Source organism: Kitasatospora sp. NPDC088160 (genome assembly GCF_044741445.1).
In the GTDB taxonomy this organism is placed as follows: Bacteria; Actinomycetota; Actinomycetes; order Streptomycetales; family Streptomycetaceae; genus Kitasatospora.
In genome coordinates this window covers 38301-55586 of the sequence record NZ_JBIUSS010000001.1, presented here as the reverse complement: position 1 = coordinate 55586, position 17286 = coordinate 38301, and the positions used below count along the sequence as shown (strand labels likewise).

15 protein-coding genes are annotated in these 17286 nt (G+C 74.1%); 5 read left to right on the top strand and 10 right to left on the bottom strand.

Annotation, left to right across the window (positions count from 1 at the left end):
• Nucleotides 1-32: 32 nt before the first annotated feature.
• From ACIOGZ_RS00215 to ACIOGZ_RS00205, 3 genes are all read right to left on the bottom strand, one after another.
• On the bottom strand, nt 33-1001 hold the full coding sequence (locus tag ACIOGZ_RS00215; RefSeq protein WP_400984136.1) for a DUF4331 family protein: 969 nt from the start codon (nt 999-1001) through the stop codon (nt 33-35).
• Nucleotides 1002-1377: 376 nt separating this feature from the next.
• Complete coding sequence (locus ACIOGZ_RS00210; RefSeq protein ID WP_400984133.1) at nt 1378-2499, bottom strand: serine hydrolase domain-containing protein; 1122 nt, start codon at nt 2497-2499, stop codon at nt 1378-1380.
• A gap of 65 nt (nt 2500-2564) precedes the next feature.
• A complete protein-coding gene (locus ACIOGZ_RS00205) occupies nt 2565-3236 on the bottom strand; it encodes a DUF4097 family beta strand repeat-containing protein (RefSeq protein WP_363579637.1) in 672 nt (223 codons plus the stop codon).
• A 446-nt stretch (nt 3237-3682) separates the two neighbouring features.
• Between ACIOGZ_RS00205 and ACIOGZ_RS00200 the strand changes: the two genes are divergently transcribed.
• Nucleotides 3683-4933, top strand: a complete 1251-nt coding sequence (locus tag ACIOGZ_RS00200; protein WP_400984130.1) for an alpha/beta hydrolase family protein — start codon at nt 3683-3685, stop codon at nt 4931-4933.
• Nucleotides 4934-5172: 239 nt separating this feature from the next.
• On the opposite strand, the gene ACIOGZ_RS00195 is transcribed toward ACIOGZ_RS00200, so the two are convergent.
• The 3 genes from ACIOGZ_RS00195 to ACIOGZ_RS00185 all read right to left on the bottom strand — a co-directional run bounded on the left by ACIOGZ_RS00195 (nt 5173) and on the right by ACIOGZ_RS00185 (nt 8735).
• Nucleotides 5173-5925: a hypothetical protein gene (locus ACIOGZ_RS00195; RefSeq protein ID WP_400984127.1), complete on the bottom strand. Its 753-nt coding sequence runs from the start codon at nt 5923-5925 to the stop codon at nt 5173-5175.
• Nucleotides 5926-6015: 90 nt separating this feature from the next.
• On the bottom strand, nt 6016-6603 hold the full coding sequence (locus ACIOGZ_RS00190; protein ID WP_400984124.1) for a PadR family transcriptional regulator: 588 nt from the start codon (nt 6601-6603) through the stop codon (nt 6016-6018).
• Between the two features lie 77 nt (nt 6604-6680).
• Nucleotides 6681-8735 (bottom strand): FAD-dependent oxidoreductase, encoded by a 2055-nt coding sequence (locus ACIOGZ_RS00185; RefSeq protein WP_400984121.1) that lies wholly within the window; start codon nt 8733-8735, stop codon nt 6681-6683.
• A 184-nt stretch (nt 8736-8919) separates the two neighbouring features.
• Here ACIOGZ_RS00185 and ACIOGZ_RS00180 point away from each other — a divergent pair, with 184 nt between their 5' ends.
• Complete coding sequence (locus tag ACIOGZ_RS00180; protein ID WP_400984118.1) at nt 8920-10179, top strand: FAD-dependent monooxygenase; 1260 nt, start codon at nt 8920-8922, stop codon at nt 10177-10179.
• A 69-nt stretch (nt 10180-10248) separates the two neighbouring features.
• Here the strand turns inward: ACIOGZ_RS00180 and ACIOGZ_RS00175 are convergent, their stop codons facing one another.
• Entirely contained in the window at nt 10249-10824 is a 576-nt protein-coding gene (locus ACIOGZ_RS00175) for a TerD family protein (protein ID WP_350883073.1), read from the bottom strand.
• Nucleotides 10825-11063: 239 nt separating this feature from the next.
• Between ACIOGZ_RS00175 and ACIOGZ_RS00170 the strand changes: the two genes are divergently transcribed.
• Nucleotides 11064-11357 carry a hypothetical protein gene (locus ACIOGZ_RS00170; protein WP_063349769.1) on the top strand — a complete coding sequence of 98 codons (294 nt, stop codon included), beginning with the start codon at nt 11064-11066 and terminating at the stop codon, nt 11355-11357.
• Between the two features lie 16 nt (nt 11358-11373).
• Here the strand turns inward: ACIOGZ_RS00170 and ACIOGZ_RS00165 are convergent, their stop codons facing one another.
• Together ACIOGZ_RS00165 and ACIOGZ_RS00160 are read right to left on the bottom strand one after the other, a co-directional pair.
• Nucleotides 11374-12951: a glycerol-3-phosphate dehydrogenase/oxidase gene (locus ACIOGZ_RS00165; RefSeq protein WP_400984115.1), complete on the bottom strand. Its 1578-nt coding sequence runs from the start codon at nt 12949-12951 to the stop codon at nt 11374-11376.
• The gene (locus tag ACIOGZ_RS00160) at nt 12948-13562 is read right to left on the bottom strand and encodes a TetR/AcrR family transcriptional regulator (RefSeq protein WP_400984112.1); all 615 of its coding nucleotides are present in this window, start codon (nt 13560-13562) and stop codon (nt 12948-12950) included. Before ACIOGZ_RS00160 ends, ACIOGZ_RS00165 begins: the two co-directional genes overlap by 4 nt.
• 20 nt (nt 13563-13582) lie before the next feature.
• Between ACIOGZ_RS00160 and ACIOGZ_RS00155 the strand changes: the two genes are divergently transcribed.
• The gene (locus tag ACIOGZ_RS00155) at nt 13583-15205 is read left to right on the top strand and encodes an FAD-binding oxidoreductase (protein WP_400984110.1); all 1623 of its coding nucleotides are present in this window, start codon (nt 13583-13585) and stop codon (nt 15203-15205) included.
• 220 nt (nt 15206-15425) lie between these two features.
• Nucleotides 15426-16316 carry a diacylglycerol kinase gene (locus tag ACIOGZ_RS00150; RefSeq protein WP_400984470.1) on the top strand — a complete coding sequence of 297 codons (891 nt, stop codon included), beginning with the start codon at nt 15426-15428 and terminating at the stop codon, nt 16314-16316.
• 31 nt (nt 16317-16347) lie between these two features.
• On the opposite strand, the gene ACIOGZ_RS00145 is transcribed toward ACIOGZ_RS00150, so the two are convergent.
• Complete coding sequence (locus ACIOGZ_RS00145; protein ID WP_363579677.1) at nt 16348-17268, bottom strand: DUF6891 domain-containing protein; 921 nt, start codon at nt 17266-17268, stop codon at nt 16348-16350.
• Nucleotides 17269-17286: the final 18 nt, after the last annotated feature.

Genomic DNA, 17286 nt, shown 5'->3' with positions numbered 1-17286 from the left:
ACCGCCGCTTTGTCGTCCGGCCACTTGACTCGCTACTTGACGGGGTGCGGGTGGCCGAGGTGGGGGAAGACGGGGAGGACGTCGGTGTGCGGGGGGATGTGGTCGCTGGTGATCTTGCCGCCGGAGACCATGGTGAGGCGGGCCGAGGTCACGTCGTCGACGAGGGTGCGGCCGTTGGGGTAGGCGGCGGGGCGGGAGCGGTCGTAGCGGAGGATGTCCGGGAGGACGAGCTTGAGGGTCTCGGTGGCGGCCGCGGTGGTGTAGTCCCCGGTGTGCTGGAGGACGGCCGTCCAGGCCTCGCGGTAGGTGTCCCAGTCGTCGGCCGGCTCGCCCGCGTTGTACGCGTCCTTCACCTCCTCCTTGTTGAAGTAGGCGGTGAGGGAGGGGTGCGCGCCACGGTCGACGGAGACGAGCCGGCCGTCCTGGCGGAGGCTGACCCGGGCCCAGACGCCGATCGTCGGGTCGGGGCCGAGGTCGGTGTCGGGGACTTCGAGGGCGATGCCGAAGACGTTGGCGTCGGCCATGGCGTCCTTGCCGGTCCAGGTGAAGTCGTTGACGATCCCTTCGAGGTCGGCGAAGAAGGGATCGCTGCGCAGGCCGACGGAGAGCTTGCGGCCGTTCACCTCGATGACGTCGGGCGCGTCCCCGAAGGCGACCGGGGCTTCGGAGAACAGGACGTCCCCGGTGGGCTCGTGCTTCTGCGCGGCGGCGCCCGTCGCCCGGTGGACGGTGACGGTCTGGGCGCCGGTGTGGGTGGGGGCGGAGAAGGTGAAGGAGTAGGCGACGTCGGCGCGGTGGTCGCCGTCGTTGTCGATGTTGATGCGGTAGACGGCGTCGGGGTGGAACTCGGCCGCCTGGGTGGGGGCGTAGGGGTTCGCGTTCATGATCAGGACGGTCCGGCCGGGCGCATCGGCGGCCGGGAAGGCGAACACGTCGGTCAGGTCGAGCCGCGCGTCGCCCCGGGGGGAGCGCAGGTTGGGGCCACTGAGGTGATGGGACATGGGACCGTTGGTAGCAGCCCCCACCCGGCACCGGCCCGACGACACCCGCACTCCGCCCGCCCGTCCGCCGATTGGCCGTCATCTCCCGGCGGACCGCCGACGGAACGCCGACGCCCGCCGCGCGGAAGCGACGGGCCAACCCTCCGCATCCGGATAGGCGCGCCGAGCACTCACCGAATCCGTGGTCAGCATACGTCCAGGGCGCCGCCGTTTCCTCCGGGCCGGCGAAGGTTTCGTCGGCGGCCCGGGCCGCTACGGCGTCGGCGCTACTCGGCATTTGACATAGAGTCAATTTCCCAATGGTGAGCTGGACTTGAGTTTCCATTGGCTCTATTGCGCCGCTCCGCTTCACTCCTCACGCCGAAACCGCACTCCGTCAGCCCTCGGCCCGCTCGCCGCCGCCGAACACCGCCTTGATGAGCCGGTCCAGCGCCTTCGGGAACTCCTGCGCCGGGTCGGATGCGGAGTCGCCGGTGGTCAGTCCGGCGGTCAGGATCTTGCTGCCGTCGGGGGTGCCGATCATCAGTGCCCCGTAGCCCCCGGGGGCGCCGCCGTTGTGGTGGACGATGGTGCCGCCGTCCGGGCCGAGGTCCTGGACGAACAGGCCCAGGCCGTAGCCGAGCATCCCGTGCGGCGTGCGCATCTCGTCCAGCAGCGGGGCGGGCAGGAGCGTGCCGCCCAGGAGTGCGGCGAAGAACGTGTGGAGATCCCGGGTGGTCGAGATCAGGTCGCCGGCGCCGACCAGGAGGGAGAGGTTCTGGCGGGCGACGTCGGCCACCTTCCACTGGTCGCCGTCCTGGTAGCGGTAGTAGCCGTGGGCGTGCGGCCGGGGGAGCTCCGGCGAGTCGCCGGGCACCACGGTGTCCCGCAGTCCGAGCGGCCGCAGGATCCGCCGCCGCATCTCCTCGGCGTACGGGCGGCCGGTGGCCTGCTCGATCAGGAGCACGGCCAGCGTGTAGTTGGTGTTGGAGTAACTCTGGTCGGCGCCCGGTTCGAACCGTGCCGGCCTGGAGAGGGCGAACTGCACGAGTTCCCCGGGCCGGTAGCTGTGGAACCGGTTGTCCACCCACTCCTTGCCCATCGCGGGGATCCCCGGTACGAACGTCCCGTCGGGTTCGAGGTCGCCGGTGTAGCTGGCCAATCCGCTGGTGTGCTGGAGCAGCATCCGCACGGTGATCCGCCGGTCCAGCCCGAACTGCGGCAGGTGGTCGGCCACCGGGGTGTCCAGCCCGATGGCGCCGTCGGCCACCAGGTGCAGCACCAGGGTCGCGACGAAGGTCTTGGTGGTGCTGCCGACCCAGAACTTCCCGTCCACCGACGGCTTCGCGGCCTCGCCCAGCTTGCGCACCCCGGCGCTGCCGACCCACTCCCCGCGCTCGTCGTGCACGCGCAGCTGTATCCCGGCGAAGCCGGCGTCGACGAACTCCTGGGTGGCCTGCTGCAGTTCCGGGCGGTCCTGGGCGGTGTCGTTCTCGACGGTGTGGAGGGTGCTGGTCATGGTCGTTCCTCGTCTCGCGGTGGGATGTGCGCGGCGCAGTTCAGGGGTGGGTGAGCGGTGCCGCGTCAGAGACTGCGGGCGGTGATGTCGCCGTAGGCGGTGGTCGCGTGGATGCTCAGGCCGGCGGCGGCGCCGTCGGCGTTCTTGAGCGCGTTGTGGATCCGGCCGTAGGTGGTGCCGGCGTCCAGGGAGGCGGAGACTCCGCGGGCTGCGCCGACGGAGACGTCGCCGGCCTCGGTGCGCAGCGTGATCGTGCCGTGCACGGCTTCGGTGATGTGGATGTCGCCCTTGGCGGTGGTGATCTCGGCGGGGCCGTTGAGGCGGCCGACGGAGATGTCGCCGGCGAGGACGGCGAGGTGGGCGCCGGCGGTCTCGTCGAGCTTGACCGAGGCCTGCGCGCCTTCGAAGGTGACGTCGCCGAGGCGCCCGACGCCCCGGAGTTCGGCGCTGGCCGTCTTCGCCTGGATGCGGGAGCCGGCGGGCAGTTGGACGGTCACCTCGACGGTGCCGGACTGGCCGAGGATCCGGTTCTCGGCCGCCGCCGCCTCGATCCGCAGGACGCCGTCGGCGTATTCGACGGTGGTCCGCTCCGCCGCCTTCACGTCGCGGCTCTTCGAGGCGTCGGCGGGCAGGACCTCGACCGTGGTGTCGGCCCGGTCGGCGGCGATGAACCGGATGCGCCCGGCGGGGATGTCGAGGACGGTGGAGACCGGGGCGGGGGTGGCGAACTTCTGCATGATGCTCTCCTGCGGCTCGTTGTTTCTGACAACGGAAACGCTACGTTGCCTTCAAGATTCCTGGCAACAGTCATGTTGCGTACAATCAGCATAATCGCAGGTCAATGCCTCATTATCGTTGCAACAGTTGCAGATTTAACGCAACGTCAGTCGCGCCGACCGTTGCATTGGATTGCACGTGAACGCTATGCGCCGCCCCGCCCCGGCGCGCCGCCGCATCAGCCCACGGATGTAAACCCCCAGGCCAATGCGCCCGGCCGCACTGTCATCCGGTGGTCGGATGTGGCCGGGTGCGCCGCGATGACAGCCTTCCGCTCAGGTGCACGGAGATCCATCGGACGGTCCGTCAGGGGCGCTTCCCCGGAGGTCCGGTGTCGAACGACGGCCGCACCTGCGAAGACCGCGCGCCTCGGCCCGGTTCTGTCCAGCACACCCAGGGAGGGCCCATGACCACCACGCCGTTCACGAGCCGACACGCCATGACGCGCCGCCGCCTGCTGGGGGCCGCACTGGCCGCCGGGGCCACCGGGGCCGCCGCACCGCTCGCCCTCGCCCGCCCCGCGTGGGCGGCGGGCGGGACCACCACCCCCGGGACCACCACGCCCGCCGCCACCACCGCCACCGGCGGCCCGGCGCGCCTCACCCTGCCCGAGCCCACCGGGCCGCACCCCGTGGGCACCGTCCCGCTGCACCTGCTCGACGCCTCCCGCCCGGACCCGCTGGCCGGCCCGGGCCGGTTCCGCGAGCTGATGGCGAGCGTCTGGTACCCCGCTCGCGAGGCCGGTGAGCACCCGCTCGCGCCCTGGATGGCCGACGGCGCACTGCGGGCGTTCCTCGCGGACACGGGCTTCGCCATCGACCCCGCCCTCGCCCCGCTCACCTCCGGCCGCGTGGGCGCCCCGGTCCACCGCGCGGGCCGCCGCCTGCCCGTCGTCGTCTACTCGCACGGCGCGCACAGCCACCGCGCCGACCACACCGTGATGGTCCAGGAACTCGCCAGCCACGGCTACGTGGTGGTCACCGTCGACCACACCCGCGACGCGATCACCGAGTTCCCCGACGGCCTGGTCCTCACCCCGGACCGGAGCGTCCCGATGGGGCCGAAGGACTTCGCCGCGGACATCCGCTTCCTCCTCGACCAGGTCGAGGCCCTCGCCGCCGGGCGCAACCCCGACGTCGACGGCAGGCCGCTGCCCGCCGGGCTGCTGCACGCCCTCGACCCGGACCGGATCGGCATGTTCGGCTGGTCGAAGGGCGGTACGGCCACCGCCTACACCATGCTCACCGACCGGCGCGTCCGCGCCGGGCTGAGCCTGGACGGCCCGATGCAGCCGACCATCACCACCGACCTGGACCGGCCGTTCATGATGATGACCGCCGCGTTCACCCGGGCCGGCCAGCCGGACGTCGCCGAGTTCTGGCCGCACCTGCGCGGCTGGCGCCTCGATGTCCAGGCCCAGGGCGCCGTGCACGTCTCGTACGGCGACAACCAGGTGCTGATCCCGCAGGCCGCGAAGCTCCTCGGCCTGACCGACGAGCAGGTCCGGGGCATGATCGGCACCCTCGACCCGGCCCGCGCGGTGAAGATCCAGCAGGCGTACCCGGTGGCCTTCTTCGACCTGCACCTGCGGCACCGTGCCAGCCGCCTCCTCGACGGCCCGTCCGCGGCCTTCCCCGAGGTGACCTACTTGCCGTGAACCCGCGACCGTGGCGGCCGGCCCCTCCCCGGGGCCGGCCGCTACGGCGTTTCGGCCCGGATCTCGTCCAGCGACTCCCCCAGCACCCCCTTGGCCCGGGTGAACCAGTCGGCGATCACCGCGATCTCGTCCGGCGTGTAGTCGGCGAACAGCGCGCCGATCCGCTCAGCACCGGCGCCCCCGCACGCCGCGGCCCCCGTCGGGCTGCCTGCCCGACGGGGGCTGTCGCGTTGTCCGGCTCAGACCGAGGTGCCCTGGGTGACGGGGGCCGTGGCGGTGGGCGGGGTGGTGCTGCCGGCGGTGGTGCCGAGGGCGCGCTGGACCTTGGCGACGGCGGCGCGGTACTGGAAGGAGGCCAGTTGGGGGGAGTCGCCGCCGCGCTGGAAGAAGCCGAAGGCCATGCCGACGGTGCCGAAGCGCTCGACGCCGACGAAGGCGTTCAGTTGGACGCCGGCCAGGGTGCCGTCGAGGCGGACGGCGGGCGCGTCCTGGCGGTCGCCGAGGGTGACCGGGGTGACGGTGAAGGTCACCGAGTCGTTGGTGCCGGCGTTGAAGGTGATGGTGTGGCAGCTCTTGAGGGCCGCGGTGGCGGCGTCGAGGTCGGTGGTGAGCTTTCCCGCGTCCTCGGCGGTGAGGGACTCGGTCACCATCGGGTTGCCGCCCGGGCCGTCCAGTTCGGCCTCGGCGTGCGGGGTCTCGGGGCCGGGAATGCCGGTGTGCATGTTGATCAGGTCGCTGAGGGCGTCGCAGCCGTTGGCCGGGGAGGGCATCGTACTGGGGCCGGCGCTGGGGCTGGCCGTGCTGGGGACCTGGGTGAAGCCTGGGCCGACGTCGTCGACGGTGAGCAGGGCCGCGGTGAGTTGGTCGGAGGTGGGCAGGCCCTGGACGGACTGGCCGGGCGTCGCGGCCGCGGCGAGGTGGGCCGGGCCCAAGGCGACCGCCGCGGCGAGGGCGGCGGCGGCGAGGGCGTGGAGCGGCTTCGGGTGGGACATGCGGGCCCCCCGGTCGAGGGTGCGGGCAGGGACAGGCACCAGTGTCCCACCGGGCCTGGCAAGGGGCTCGCGGGCGCGGATCGCCGCAGGTCAGACCCCCTGGTCCGGCTGGTCCCCCTGGTCCGCCGGGGGCGGGCCGGGGGTTTCGAGCGCTTCGAGGGTTTCGAGGGTTTCGGCGAGCCACTGCACCCAGAAGGCCTCCAGCCCGATGCCCGCCCGCAGCACGGCGTGCTGGAGGCGGTTCTCCCCGGCCGTCGCCTCGGCCGGGAAGTCGTGCCGCTCGATCTCCCGGTAGTCGTCCAACTGCGCGCGGTGCAGCGCCAGGTGCCGCCGCACCTCGGCCGCCAGGCCGTCCGTGCCGACCACCGCGGCGGCGCGCAGCCGTAGCAGCAGCGGTTCGCGGACGGCGCGCGGCTCGGCGCCCTCGGCCGTCCAGCGGGCGAGTTCGGCACGGCCCTCGGGCAGGACCTCGTACTCCTTCTTCTGCCCGCGGACGGGGCCGGACGGCGGGAGGGCCCGGATCTGCCCGGAGGCCTCCAGCCGGCCCAGTTCGCGGTAGATCTGCTGGTGGGTGGCGGGCCAGAAGAAGCCGATCGACTTGTCGAAGCGCCGGGTCAGCTCCAGCCCCGAGGACGGTTTCTCCAGCAGGGCGGTGAGGATGGCGTGCGGCAGCGACATGCCGTCGATCCTAGGGCGTGCCCAAGGCGTGCCCAGGTCCTGTCCGGCCGAACAGGGACCCAGCGCGCAAGGAAGGGTCAGATCGCGGCGGCCAGTTCGGTGCCCTGCTTGATGGCCCGCTTGGCGTCGAGTTCGGCGGCGACGTCGGCGCCGCCGATCAGGTGGGCCTCCAGGCCGCGCTCGCGCAGCGCCTCGTAGAGGTCGCGGCGCGGCTCCTGGCCGGTGCAGAGCACCACGGTGTCCACGGGCAGCAGTTGGCGCTCGCCGTCGACGGTGAAGTGCAGGCCGGCGTCGTCGATCAGGTCGTACGTCGCGCCGGCGACCATGGTGACGCCGCGGTGCCGGAGTTCGGTGCGGTGGATCCAGCCGGTGGTCTTGCCGAGCCCGGCACCGACCTTGCTGGTCTTGCGCTGGAGCAGGTGGACGGCGCGCGGCGGTGCGGGCCGCTCGGGGCGGCGCAGTCCGCCGCGCTCGCGGTACTCCGGGTCGATGCCCCACTTGGCCTGGAACACGGCCGGGTCGAGGCTGGCCGCGTCCCCCTGGTCGGTGAGGAAGCCTGCCACGTCGAAGCCGATGCCGCCCGCGCCGAGGATGGCGACCCGCTCGCCGACGGGGGCGCCGTCGCGCAGGACGTCGAGGTAGCCGACGACGCTGGGGTGGTCAACTCCCGGCAGGTCGCCGGGGGTTCGCGGGGTGACGCCGGCGGCGAGGACGAGTTCGTCGAAGTTCTCGGCGGCGAGCCGGTCGGCGGTGGCGGTGGTGCCGAGGCGCTGGGTGACGGCCAACTCGGCGAGCCGGGTGCGGTAGTAGCGCAGCGTCTCGTCGAACTCCTCCTTGCCGGGCACGAGCCGGGCGGTGTTCAGCTGCCCGCCGATCGCCGCGGCGGCGTCGAACAGGGTGACGTCGTGGCCGCGTTCGGCGGCGGAGACGGCGAAGGCGAGCCCGGCCGGGCCGGCTCCGACGACGCCGATGCGCTTGCGCGACCTGGTGGGCGTGAGCACGAGTTCGGTCTCGTGGCAGGCGCGCGGGTTGACCAGGCAGGAGGTGATCAGGCCGCTGAAGGTGTGGTCGAGGCAGGCCTGGTTGCAGCCGATGCAGGTGTTGATGGCGTCGGCGCGGCCGTCCTCCGCCTTGGCGACGAAGTCGGCGTCGGCGAGCAGCGGGCGGGCCAGCGAGACCAGGTCGGCGCAGCCGTCGGCGAGCAACTGCTCGGCGATTTCCGGTGTGTTGATGCGGTTGGTGGTGACCAGCGGGATGCCGACGGTGCCCATCACCTTCCTGGTCGCCCAGGCGAAGGCGCCGCGCGGCACGGAGGTGGCGATGGTGGGGATGCGGGCCTCGTGCCAGCCGATGCCGGTGTTGATGATGGTCGCCCCGGCGGCCTCGACGGCCTGGGCGAGGCGGACGACCTCGTCGAGGGTGGAGCCGCCGGGCACCAGGTCGAGCATGGAGAGGCGGTAGACGATGATGAAGTCCTCGCCGACCCGCTCGCGGACCCGGCGGACGATCTCCACCGGGAAGCGCATCCGGCGCTCGTACGGGCCGCCCCATTCGTCCTCGCGCCGGTTGGTGGCCGCGACGACGAACTCGTTGATCAGGTAGCCCTCGGAGCCCATGATCTCGACGCCGTCGTACCCGGCGCGGCGGGCGAGTTCGGCGCAGCGGACGAAGTCCTGGATGGTCTGCTCGACCTGTGCGGCGGTGAGCTCGTGCGGGACGAAGGGACTGATCGGGGCCTGGAGGGCGCTGGGGGCGACCAGGTCGCGGTGGTAGGCGTAGCGGCCGAAGTGCAGGATCTGCAGGGCGATCTTCCCGCCGGCGGCGTGCACGGCGTCGGTGACGACGCGGTGGCGGTCGGCTTCGGCCCCGGTGGTGAGCATCGCGCCGCCCTCCCAGGGGCGCCCGGCCTCGTTGGGGGCGATGCCGCCGGTGACGATGAGGCCGACGCCGCCGCGGGCCCGCTCGGCGTAGAACTCGGCCATCCGCCGGTAGCCGTCGGGGGCCTCCTCCAGGCCGACGTGCATGGAGCCCATGACGACGCGGTTGGGCAGGGTGGTGAAGCCGAGGTCGAGCGGGCTGAGCAGGTGCGGGTAGCGGCTGCTGCCGGGGGTGGTGCTCATCGACGCGCTCATCGACGTCTCCTGGGGGCGGCGGGGGTCGGTGTTACCGCAGAGTAGGGGACGGCGGCTCGATGTGCAACTAGTTGCATAAGGGGGCCGCGGGCCGAGGCCCCGCGCTCTGCCGGTTCCCACCAACTCGCGGACATGATCCGCGTATTGTCAGATCGGTAGTGTGGGCAGCTGGGAGAGGACCGCCATGCGGGATAGCTCGATAGCCGTGATCGGCGGCAGCATCGCCGGAAGCGCCTTCGCCGGGGCCGCCGCCCGGCTGGGAGCGGACCGGATCGTGGCCCTGGAACGCAGCGAGGGCCAGTTGGAGGACCGCGGCGTCGGGATCTGCATCAACGACGACCGCTTCGACGAACTGGTCCACGCCGGCCACCTCCACGACGGCGTCCGCCGCCACCGCCTCACCGTCCGCCGCTGGGTCACCCGGGAGACGGCCGAGGACCGCGGCGGCGACGGACCGGACGGGCGCGGGCGGGTGCTCTGGAACCAGCCGATGCCGTTCCACTCCCACCACTGGGCCGTCCTCTGGCAGGCCCTGCGCGAACGCACCCCCGACCGGGTCGAGTTCCGGCAAGGCCACACCGTCACCGCGGCCGGCACCGACCGGGACGGCGCCTGGACGGCCGGCCCCGACGGCACCCGCGAACCGTACGACCTGGTGATCGGCGCCGACGGCTACCGCTCGGTGGTCCGCGCGGCGGTCTGCCCGCAGGCCCGACCCGCATACGCCGGGTACGTGTGCTGGCGCGGCAGCTACGACGCCGCACTGCTGGCGGAGCTGCCCGGCGGGGCCGCGGCCTGGCCGGAGGACGAGTGCGCCACCGTCTGCTACCCCGGCGGCCAGGTCGTGATCTACCGCATCCCCGGGCTCACCCCCGGCACCACCCAGGTGAACTGGGTCTTCTACGCGCCCACCCCCGCCTGGCTGCGCCTCGACGGCCCGACCAGCATCCCGGCGGGCACCCTCACCGACGGGCGGCTGGACGACCTGCGCCAGCTCGCCGAACGGCACCTGCCGCCGTACTGGGCCGCCCTGGTCACCCTCACCCCGCGCGAGCGGACCTTCCTCCAGCCCGTCTACGACCTGGAGACCCCGCGCCGCACGGCCGGCCGGCTGCTCCTCGGCGGGGACGCGGCCACCGTCGTCCGCCCGCACAACACCAGCGGCGCCGTGAAGGCCTTGCAGGACGCGCACGCCTTCGAGCAGGCCGGGCGGGCCGCCGCCACGGACGGCGGGTCCTGGCCGGCCCTGCTGGCCGCGTACGACCAGGAGCGGGGCGTGGTCGGGCGGGAGCTGGTGGAACTGGGCCGACGGCTCGGCCGGGAGCAGGTCGCCGCCGCACCGGACTGGTCGGCCATGGACGGACCGGGGATGGACGCCTGGTGGCGCCGTCAGCTGACCGGCAGCGGGGGTTTCGGCGGCCACGCCCTCGGGCGTCCCGAGTGAGCGTGGGCCGCAAAGGCCGGTGGCCGCCGAAACCCCGTCAGATCACCTGCCGCGATCCACCTGCCGCGATCAGACGTTGACGCCGTAGTCGGTCGCGATGCCGCGCAGACCGGAGGCGTAACCCTGCCCTATCGCGCGGAACTTCCACTCCGCGCCGTTGCGGTACAGCTCACCGAAGACCATCGCGGTCTCCGTGGACGCGTCCTCGCTGAGGTCGTAGCGGGCGATCTCCTGGCCGTTGGCCTGGTTCAGCACCCGGATGAACGCGTTGCGGACCTGCCCGAAGTTCTGCAGCCGGGCGTCGGCGTCGTAGATCGACACCGGGAAGACCACCTTCGCCACGTCGGCCGGCACCCGCGCCAGGTCGACCTTGATCTGCTCGTCGTCGCCGTCGCCGCCACCGGTCAGGTTGTCGCCGCTGTGCTCGACCGAACCGTCGGGGCTGCGCAGGTTGTTGAAGAAGACGAAGTGCTGGTCCGAGACCACCTTGCCGAGCGCGTTGCAGAGCAGCGCACTGGCGTCCAGGTCGTAGTCGGCGCCCGTGGTGGTGCGCACGTCCCAGCCGAGACCCACGATCACGGCGCTCAGACCGGGCGCCTCCTTGCTCAGCGAGACGTTGCCGCCCTTGGCCAGTGAAACTCCCACAATGCCCTCCTCGATCTCTCCCTGCGGACGAATCTACAACACTGTAGAGATCACGGGAATCCACCTGCGGTCGGGCCCCACCCCGGGGATTTCTCAGGGGTTCCACCGGGAACCACCCATCACCCCGGCCCGCACCGCCCCCACGCCGCCGCGCAGGCGGGGGTTGGAAGACACGCCCTAGACTGGCGGTGGATCCCCTGGTCCGCCCCGACCGGCGGCCCCCGCGCGGGAGGTTCCCCATGCGCCAGCGGTACAGCTTCCACTTCGACCAGGCCGGGCACTCGGTCACCGTCAACGTCCGCTCCGGCTGGATCACCGAGACCGAGTTGCTGGTGGACGGCAAGGAGTGCGCCTTCCACCGCGTCCACGGGCACGGCGTCTACCCGCTGACGCTCGCCGCCCAGCTCGCCGAGGAGCCGCCGCTGCCGCTCTCGGTGCGGCTGGACCGCACGGGCGCGGCCGAGCACCCGTACTCCTGCGTCCTGGAGGTCGCGGGAGCCGAGCACCCGATGCCGGAGCGCGCGGCGCGCTGAGCCCTCCGCCCGCCCGCTACAGGCGCTGCGCCACGATCTCCTCGACCGCCTTCCGGGCCCGCTCGGCGTCCTCGGCGACCAGGCCGATCCTGGTCCGGCGGTCGAGCACGTCGGCGACGTCCAACGCGCCCTCGTGCGTGACAGCGTAGGCGACCTCGGCGCGCGTCACGTCCAGGCCTTCCGCGATCGGCGTCAACTCCCCGGCGGCCACCACCTCCTGGGACGATCCGCCGTGGCGGGCGAGCAGCGAGCCGGGCACGGCGCCCGCCGGGAGCGGGCGGCTGTCCCGGTGGGCCGGGGCGCCGACCAGCGGCAGGCGGGCCGTCCAGCAGGCCCGGGCCGGCAGGCCGCGCAGCCGCACGGCGGCGTCCACCGCGTCCTCGGCCATCCGCCGGTAGGTGGTGAGCTTGCCGCCGACCACCGTGACCAGCCCGGACGGCGACTCCAGCACCGCGTGCTCCCGGGAGATGTCGGCGGTGCTGCCGCCCCCGGTGTCGATCAGCGGCCGCAGCCCCGCGTACGCGCCGCGCACGTCCGCCCTGGTCAGCGCGGTGCTCAGGGCGGCGTTGACGGTGTCGAGCAGGAAGGCGAGCTCCCCCTCGGCGGGCTGCGGCTCGTCCGGGATCGGACCGGGCGCGTCCTCGTCGGTCAGCCCGATCGCCACCCGGCCGAGTTGCTGGGGCAGCGCGAAGACGAAGCGGCTGGTCGAACCGGGCACCGGCACGGTGAGCGCCGCGGTCGGGTGGCCGAGCGCGGCGGCGTCCACCAGGAGGTGGGTGCCCCGGCTGGGGCGCAGCCTGATCGACGGGTCCACCTCGCCCGCCCAGACGCCGGTGGCGTTGACCACCGCGCCGGCTTCGACGGTCAGCGACTGCCCGGTGACGGTGTCGGTGAGCCGGGCGCAGCTGCCGGTCACGGACTCCGCCCGCACCCTGGTCAGCACGGTGGCGCCGTACTGCGCCGCGGTTCGCGCCAGCGCCACCACCAGCCGGGCGTCGTCGACGAGTTGGCCGTCGTGCGCGACCAGCGCGCCGGACAGCCCGGCGGTCCGCACGCCCGGCACCAGCTGCCGCGTCCGCGCGGCGCCGATCCGGCGCACCCGGGGCAGCAGCGCGCCCGGCGTCCCGGCGCCGATCCGCAGCGCGTCCCCGGCGTGGAAGCCCACCCGGATCAGCGAGGCCTGCCCGGGGCGCAGCAACCCCGGGAGCAGCGGCACCAGTTGGGGCAGCGCGCGGATCAGGTGCGGGGCGGTGCGGGTCATCAGCACGCCGCGCTCGATCGCGCTCTCCCGGGCCACCCCGATCCGTCCGGAGGCGAGGTAGCGCAGGCCGCCGTGCACCAGCTTGGAGCTCCAGCGGCTGGTGCCGAACGCCAGGTCGCGGGACTCGACCAGCACCGTGCGCAGCCCGCGCGAGGCGGCGTCCAGGGCCACCCCGGCACCGGTGACGCCGCCGCCGATCACCAGCAGGTCGACCCGCGGGCGGTCCCCCAGCGCTTCGAGTTCCGCCTGGCGCCGGCCGGCGTCGAGTCGGCTGGAGCCGGCGAAGGGAGCGGCGGAGTGAGCGGCGGAGGATCCGGCGGGCGTCGAGGTCATGGCGCGAGGTATCCGTTCAGTGCTCTGGTCAGTTCGCGCCGCCAGGCGGCCTCCGACAGCAGGGAGGCGACCATGCGGTGCGACTGGACGGTGGACTGGGCGATCAGCAGGACCATGGCGGCCAGTTCGACCGGCTCCCCGGCCCGGATCGAACCGTGCGCCTGCCCCTGCTCGATGCCGGCCCGCAGCGCCTCCAGCAGGCCGCGCTGGCTGGCGCCGAGCCGCTCGACGACGTACTCCAGCAGCAGGTCGGAGTCGGAGGAGCGCAGCAGCGCGCCGAGCACCGGGTGGTCCCGCAGCCGGACGGCCACCTCGACGACCCCGTCGACGAAGGCCTCCCGGCCGATCGGGGCGCCGTCGCCCCCGAGCGTCAGGGCGACGCCCTCCCGGGTGGCCCGGATCTCCCGGGTGAGCAGGGCGCCGATCACCGCCCGGACGTCCGGCCAGCGCCGGTAGACGGTCGGCCGGCTGACCCCGGCGCGGCGGGCGATCTCCGCCAACTGCGTTCGGCGCACGCCGAGATGGACGATCAGGTCGGCGGCGGCGTCCAGGATCGCGTCGTCGGTGCTGCGCGCGGGACTGCCAGGGGACTCGGCGTTACTACTTGACATGATGTGTGAAACTGTAACGCATGGCACCTGAGACGCAAGCGGGACCGGCCGGCGCCGCGCTGCCGCTCCCCCCGATGAAGTGGGACGCCTGGGGCGACCCGGCCCTCGCCAAGGAGCTGTCCGCGGACATCAAGGGGCTGCTCGCCGCCGCCCTCGGCGTCACCGGCGACGCCACCCCCGGACCGGCCGCCGACGAGGTCCTCCTGCACCCCTCGCGGATCACCGCCGACGACCTCAAGGCCCTCGCCGCCGCCGTCGGAGAGACCAACGTCAGCGCCGCCGACGCCGACCGGCTCCCCCGCGCCGGCGGCAAGTCCACCCCCGACCTGCTGCGCCGCCGCAGCCGCGCCCCTCAGGACGCGCCCGACGCCGTCGTGCTGCCCGGCGACGAGCAGGAGATCGCCGCCGTCCTCGCGCTCTGCGCCGAACGCCGCATCGCCGTCGTCCCGTTCGGCGGCGGCACCAGCGTCGTCGGCGGCCTCGACCCCGAACGCGGCGGCCTCACCGCCGTCATCTCGCTCGACCTGCGCCGCCTCGACCGGCTCCACGACCTCGACGAGACCTCCGGCGAGGCCGTCCTCGGCGCCGGCCTCACCGGCCCCGCCGCCGAGGCCCTGCTCGCCGAGCGCGGCTACGAACTCGGCCACTACCCGCAGAGCTTCCGCTACGCCACCCTCGGCGGCTTCGCCGCCACCCGTTCCTCCGGCCAGGACTCGGCCGGCCACGGGCGCTTCGACGAGATGGTCCGCGGCCTTCGCGTCGTCACCCCCGCCGGGGTGCTCGACCTCGGCCGCGCCCCCGCCTCCGCCGCCGGCCCCGACCTGCGCGAACTCTTCCTCGGCTCCGAAGGCACCCTCGGCGTCATCACCGCCGTCCGGCTCCGCGTCCACCCGCTGCCCGCCGTCAAGGCCTACGAGGCCTGGAGCCTGCCCGACTTCGCCACCGGCAGTGCCGCCCTGCGCGCCGTCGAGCAGGCCGGCACCGGCCCCACCGTCATCCGGCTCTCCGACGAGGCCGAGACGATGGTCAACCTCGCCATGACCGAGCAGATCGGCGGCGCCCCCGCCGTCACCGGCTGCCTCGCCGTCACCGTCTTCGAAGGCACCGCCGAACAGGTCGCCACCCGCCACCGGCTCACCCGCGACACCCTGCTCGCCGCCGGCGCCACCTCCCTCGGCGAAGCCCCCGCCCGGGCCTGGGAACACGGCCGCTTCAACGCCCCCTACCTGCGGGACTCCCTGCTCAGCGCCGGCGCCCTCTGCGAAACCCTGGAGACCGCGGCCAGTTGGAGCCGGCTCCCGCGGCTGCGGACCGCCGTCACCGAGGCCCTCACCACCGCCCTGCCCGGCGCCCTCGTCCTCTGCCACGTCTCGCACGTCTACCCGACCGGCGCCTCGCTCTACTTCACCGTCGTCGCCGCCCTCGGCGAGGACCCGCTCACCCGGTGGGCCGCCGCCAAGCGCGCCGCCGGCGACGCCATCGTCACCGCCGGCGGCACCATCACCCACCACCACGCCGTCGGCGCCGACCACCGGCCCTGGATGAGCGACGAGATCGGCGAGCTCGGCGTGCGCATCCTGCGCGCCGTCAAGGCCGAACTGGACCCGGCGGGCATCCTCAACCCCGGCAAGCTGATCCCGTGACCGGCGGTCCGCGAGCCATCAGGCGAGTGGCCGTCCTCAGCAACCCGGCGGCGGGGGGCGGGCCCCCCCCCCCCCCCCCCCCCCCCGGCCGGGCCCCCCGGGGCCCCCCCCCCCCCCCCCGGCGCCCGCCCCCCCGCCCCGCCCCCCCCGCCCCCCGCCGCGCCCCGGCGGCCAGCCACACCCCCGGCAAGCTGAGCCCGGGACCGGGGGCCCGCGACCCATCCGCCGCGGCCCCCCCCACCCCCCCCGGGGGGCGGGCGCCGCCCCCCCCGCCCCCGCCGCCCACCGGGCCGTCGCCCGTCTGCACGCCCTCGGCCTCCACGTCGACCGGCACGCCGGCCGCGACCCCGAGGACGCCGTCCGCCTCGCCCGCCGGGCCGTGGCGGACGGCGTCGACGCCGTCGTGGCCGTCGGCGGCGACGGCATGGTCAACCTCGCGCTCCAGGCCGTCGCCGGCACCGCCGTCCCGCTCGGCGTGATACCCGCCGGCACCGGCAACGACCACGCCCGCGCGTACGGCCTCCCGCTCGCCACCCCCGAAGCCGCCGCCGACGTCGTCGCCGCCGGACGCACCAGAACCGTCGACCTCGGCCTGGTCACCGCCGCCGACGGCACCACCCGCTGGTACGGCTCCGTCCTCGCCACCGGCTTCGACTCGCTGGTCAGCGACCGCGCCAACCGCCTGCGCTGGCCCCGCGGCCGGATGCGCTACAACCTGGCCATCCTCGCGGAGTTCGCCAACCTGCGCCCGCTGCCCTTCCGCATCACCCTCGCCGACGGCACCGTCATCGAACGCGACCTCACCCTGGCCGCCGTCGGCAACACCCGCAGCTACGGCGGCGGCATGCTCATCTGCCCCGACGCCCTCCCCGACGACGGGCTCCTCGACCTCACCCTCGTCGCCGCCATGCCCCGTCTGCGCATCGCCCGCTTCTTCCCCACCCTCTTCAAGGGCACCCACACCGCCCACCCCGAAGTCACCACCCACCGCACCGCATCCCTGCGGATCGACTCCCCCGCCATCACCGCCTACGCCGACGGCGAGTTCATCGCGGCCCTCCCCGTCGACGTGAGCGCCGCGCCCGGCGCCCTCCACCTCCTGGTGCCGTGACCCACCCGCCTCCCCGCCGGAGCCACGGGCCTCACCCGGCCAGGCGGCGGCGCCAGAGCAGCGGGCGGATCTCCATCGCGCGGGAGGGGTCGGCGTTCCAACGGGCGGGCAGGCCGGCGTCGGTGAGCGCGGCGGCCACCTCGTGGCCGATGGCGGTGGTGGTCAGCGGGGAGGCGTCGAAGCCGCCGTAGCGGAGGGTGAGGCCGTGGCCGGCGGCGGCGGAGTCGGTGGCCTGGGTGTGGAAGTAGACGTAGCCGCGGGCGTCCGGTGCCCCAGCGGCGGCGATCTCGGCGTCGCCGCAGGAACCGCAGCAGCTGAAGTGCTCCCGGGCGGTGATGCCGGCCTCCTCCAGGGCGGCGAAGGCCCGGGTGAGGCGTTCCGGGTCGGTCTCGCCGATCCAGCCGGTCTGCTCGCCGACGCGCTCCAGCCAGAGCCGGTCGGCCAGTTGCTCGGCCTGGTCGCGGGAGAGCGGGCGGTGGTCGCCGGAGACCAGGTGGTCCTCGGCGAGTTCGGCGAGCTCGGCGCGGGTGGTGTAGCCGCCGGCCAGGGTGAGGCGCAGCCGGTCGTGCAACTGCCGCAGGTCGTCGGCGGGCACGTCGAGCGGCGGGGCGGGCTCCGGCTGCGGGCCCAGGTCGAGCGGCTGCCAGTCCAGGCCGTCGCCCCAGCCCGGCTCGTGCTGCGCCCAGCCCGTCATCGCGGCGATGACCGCCTCGGGACCGTCGGTGCGCACCTCGAAGTGCCGGGCGGCGGAGCCGTCGCGGTGTTCGAGCGTGTACTCGCCGCCTTCGGCGTGCCACACCTGGATGAAGACGTCCGGCAGGTCCGGTATCCGCTGGGCGACCAGGAAGCGGTCGCCCTTCGCGCCGATCCGCCGCACCAGCCGCGCCAACTCGGCCGCCTCCACCCGGAGGTGGCGCGTCCCGTCGTTCTCCTGCACCCCGATCGCCAGCATGTGGATCACCCAACCACA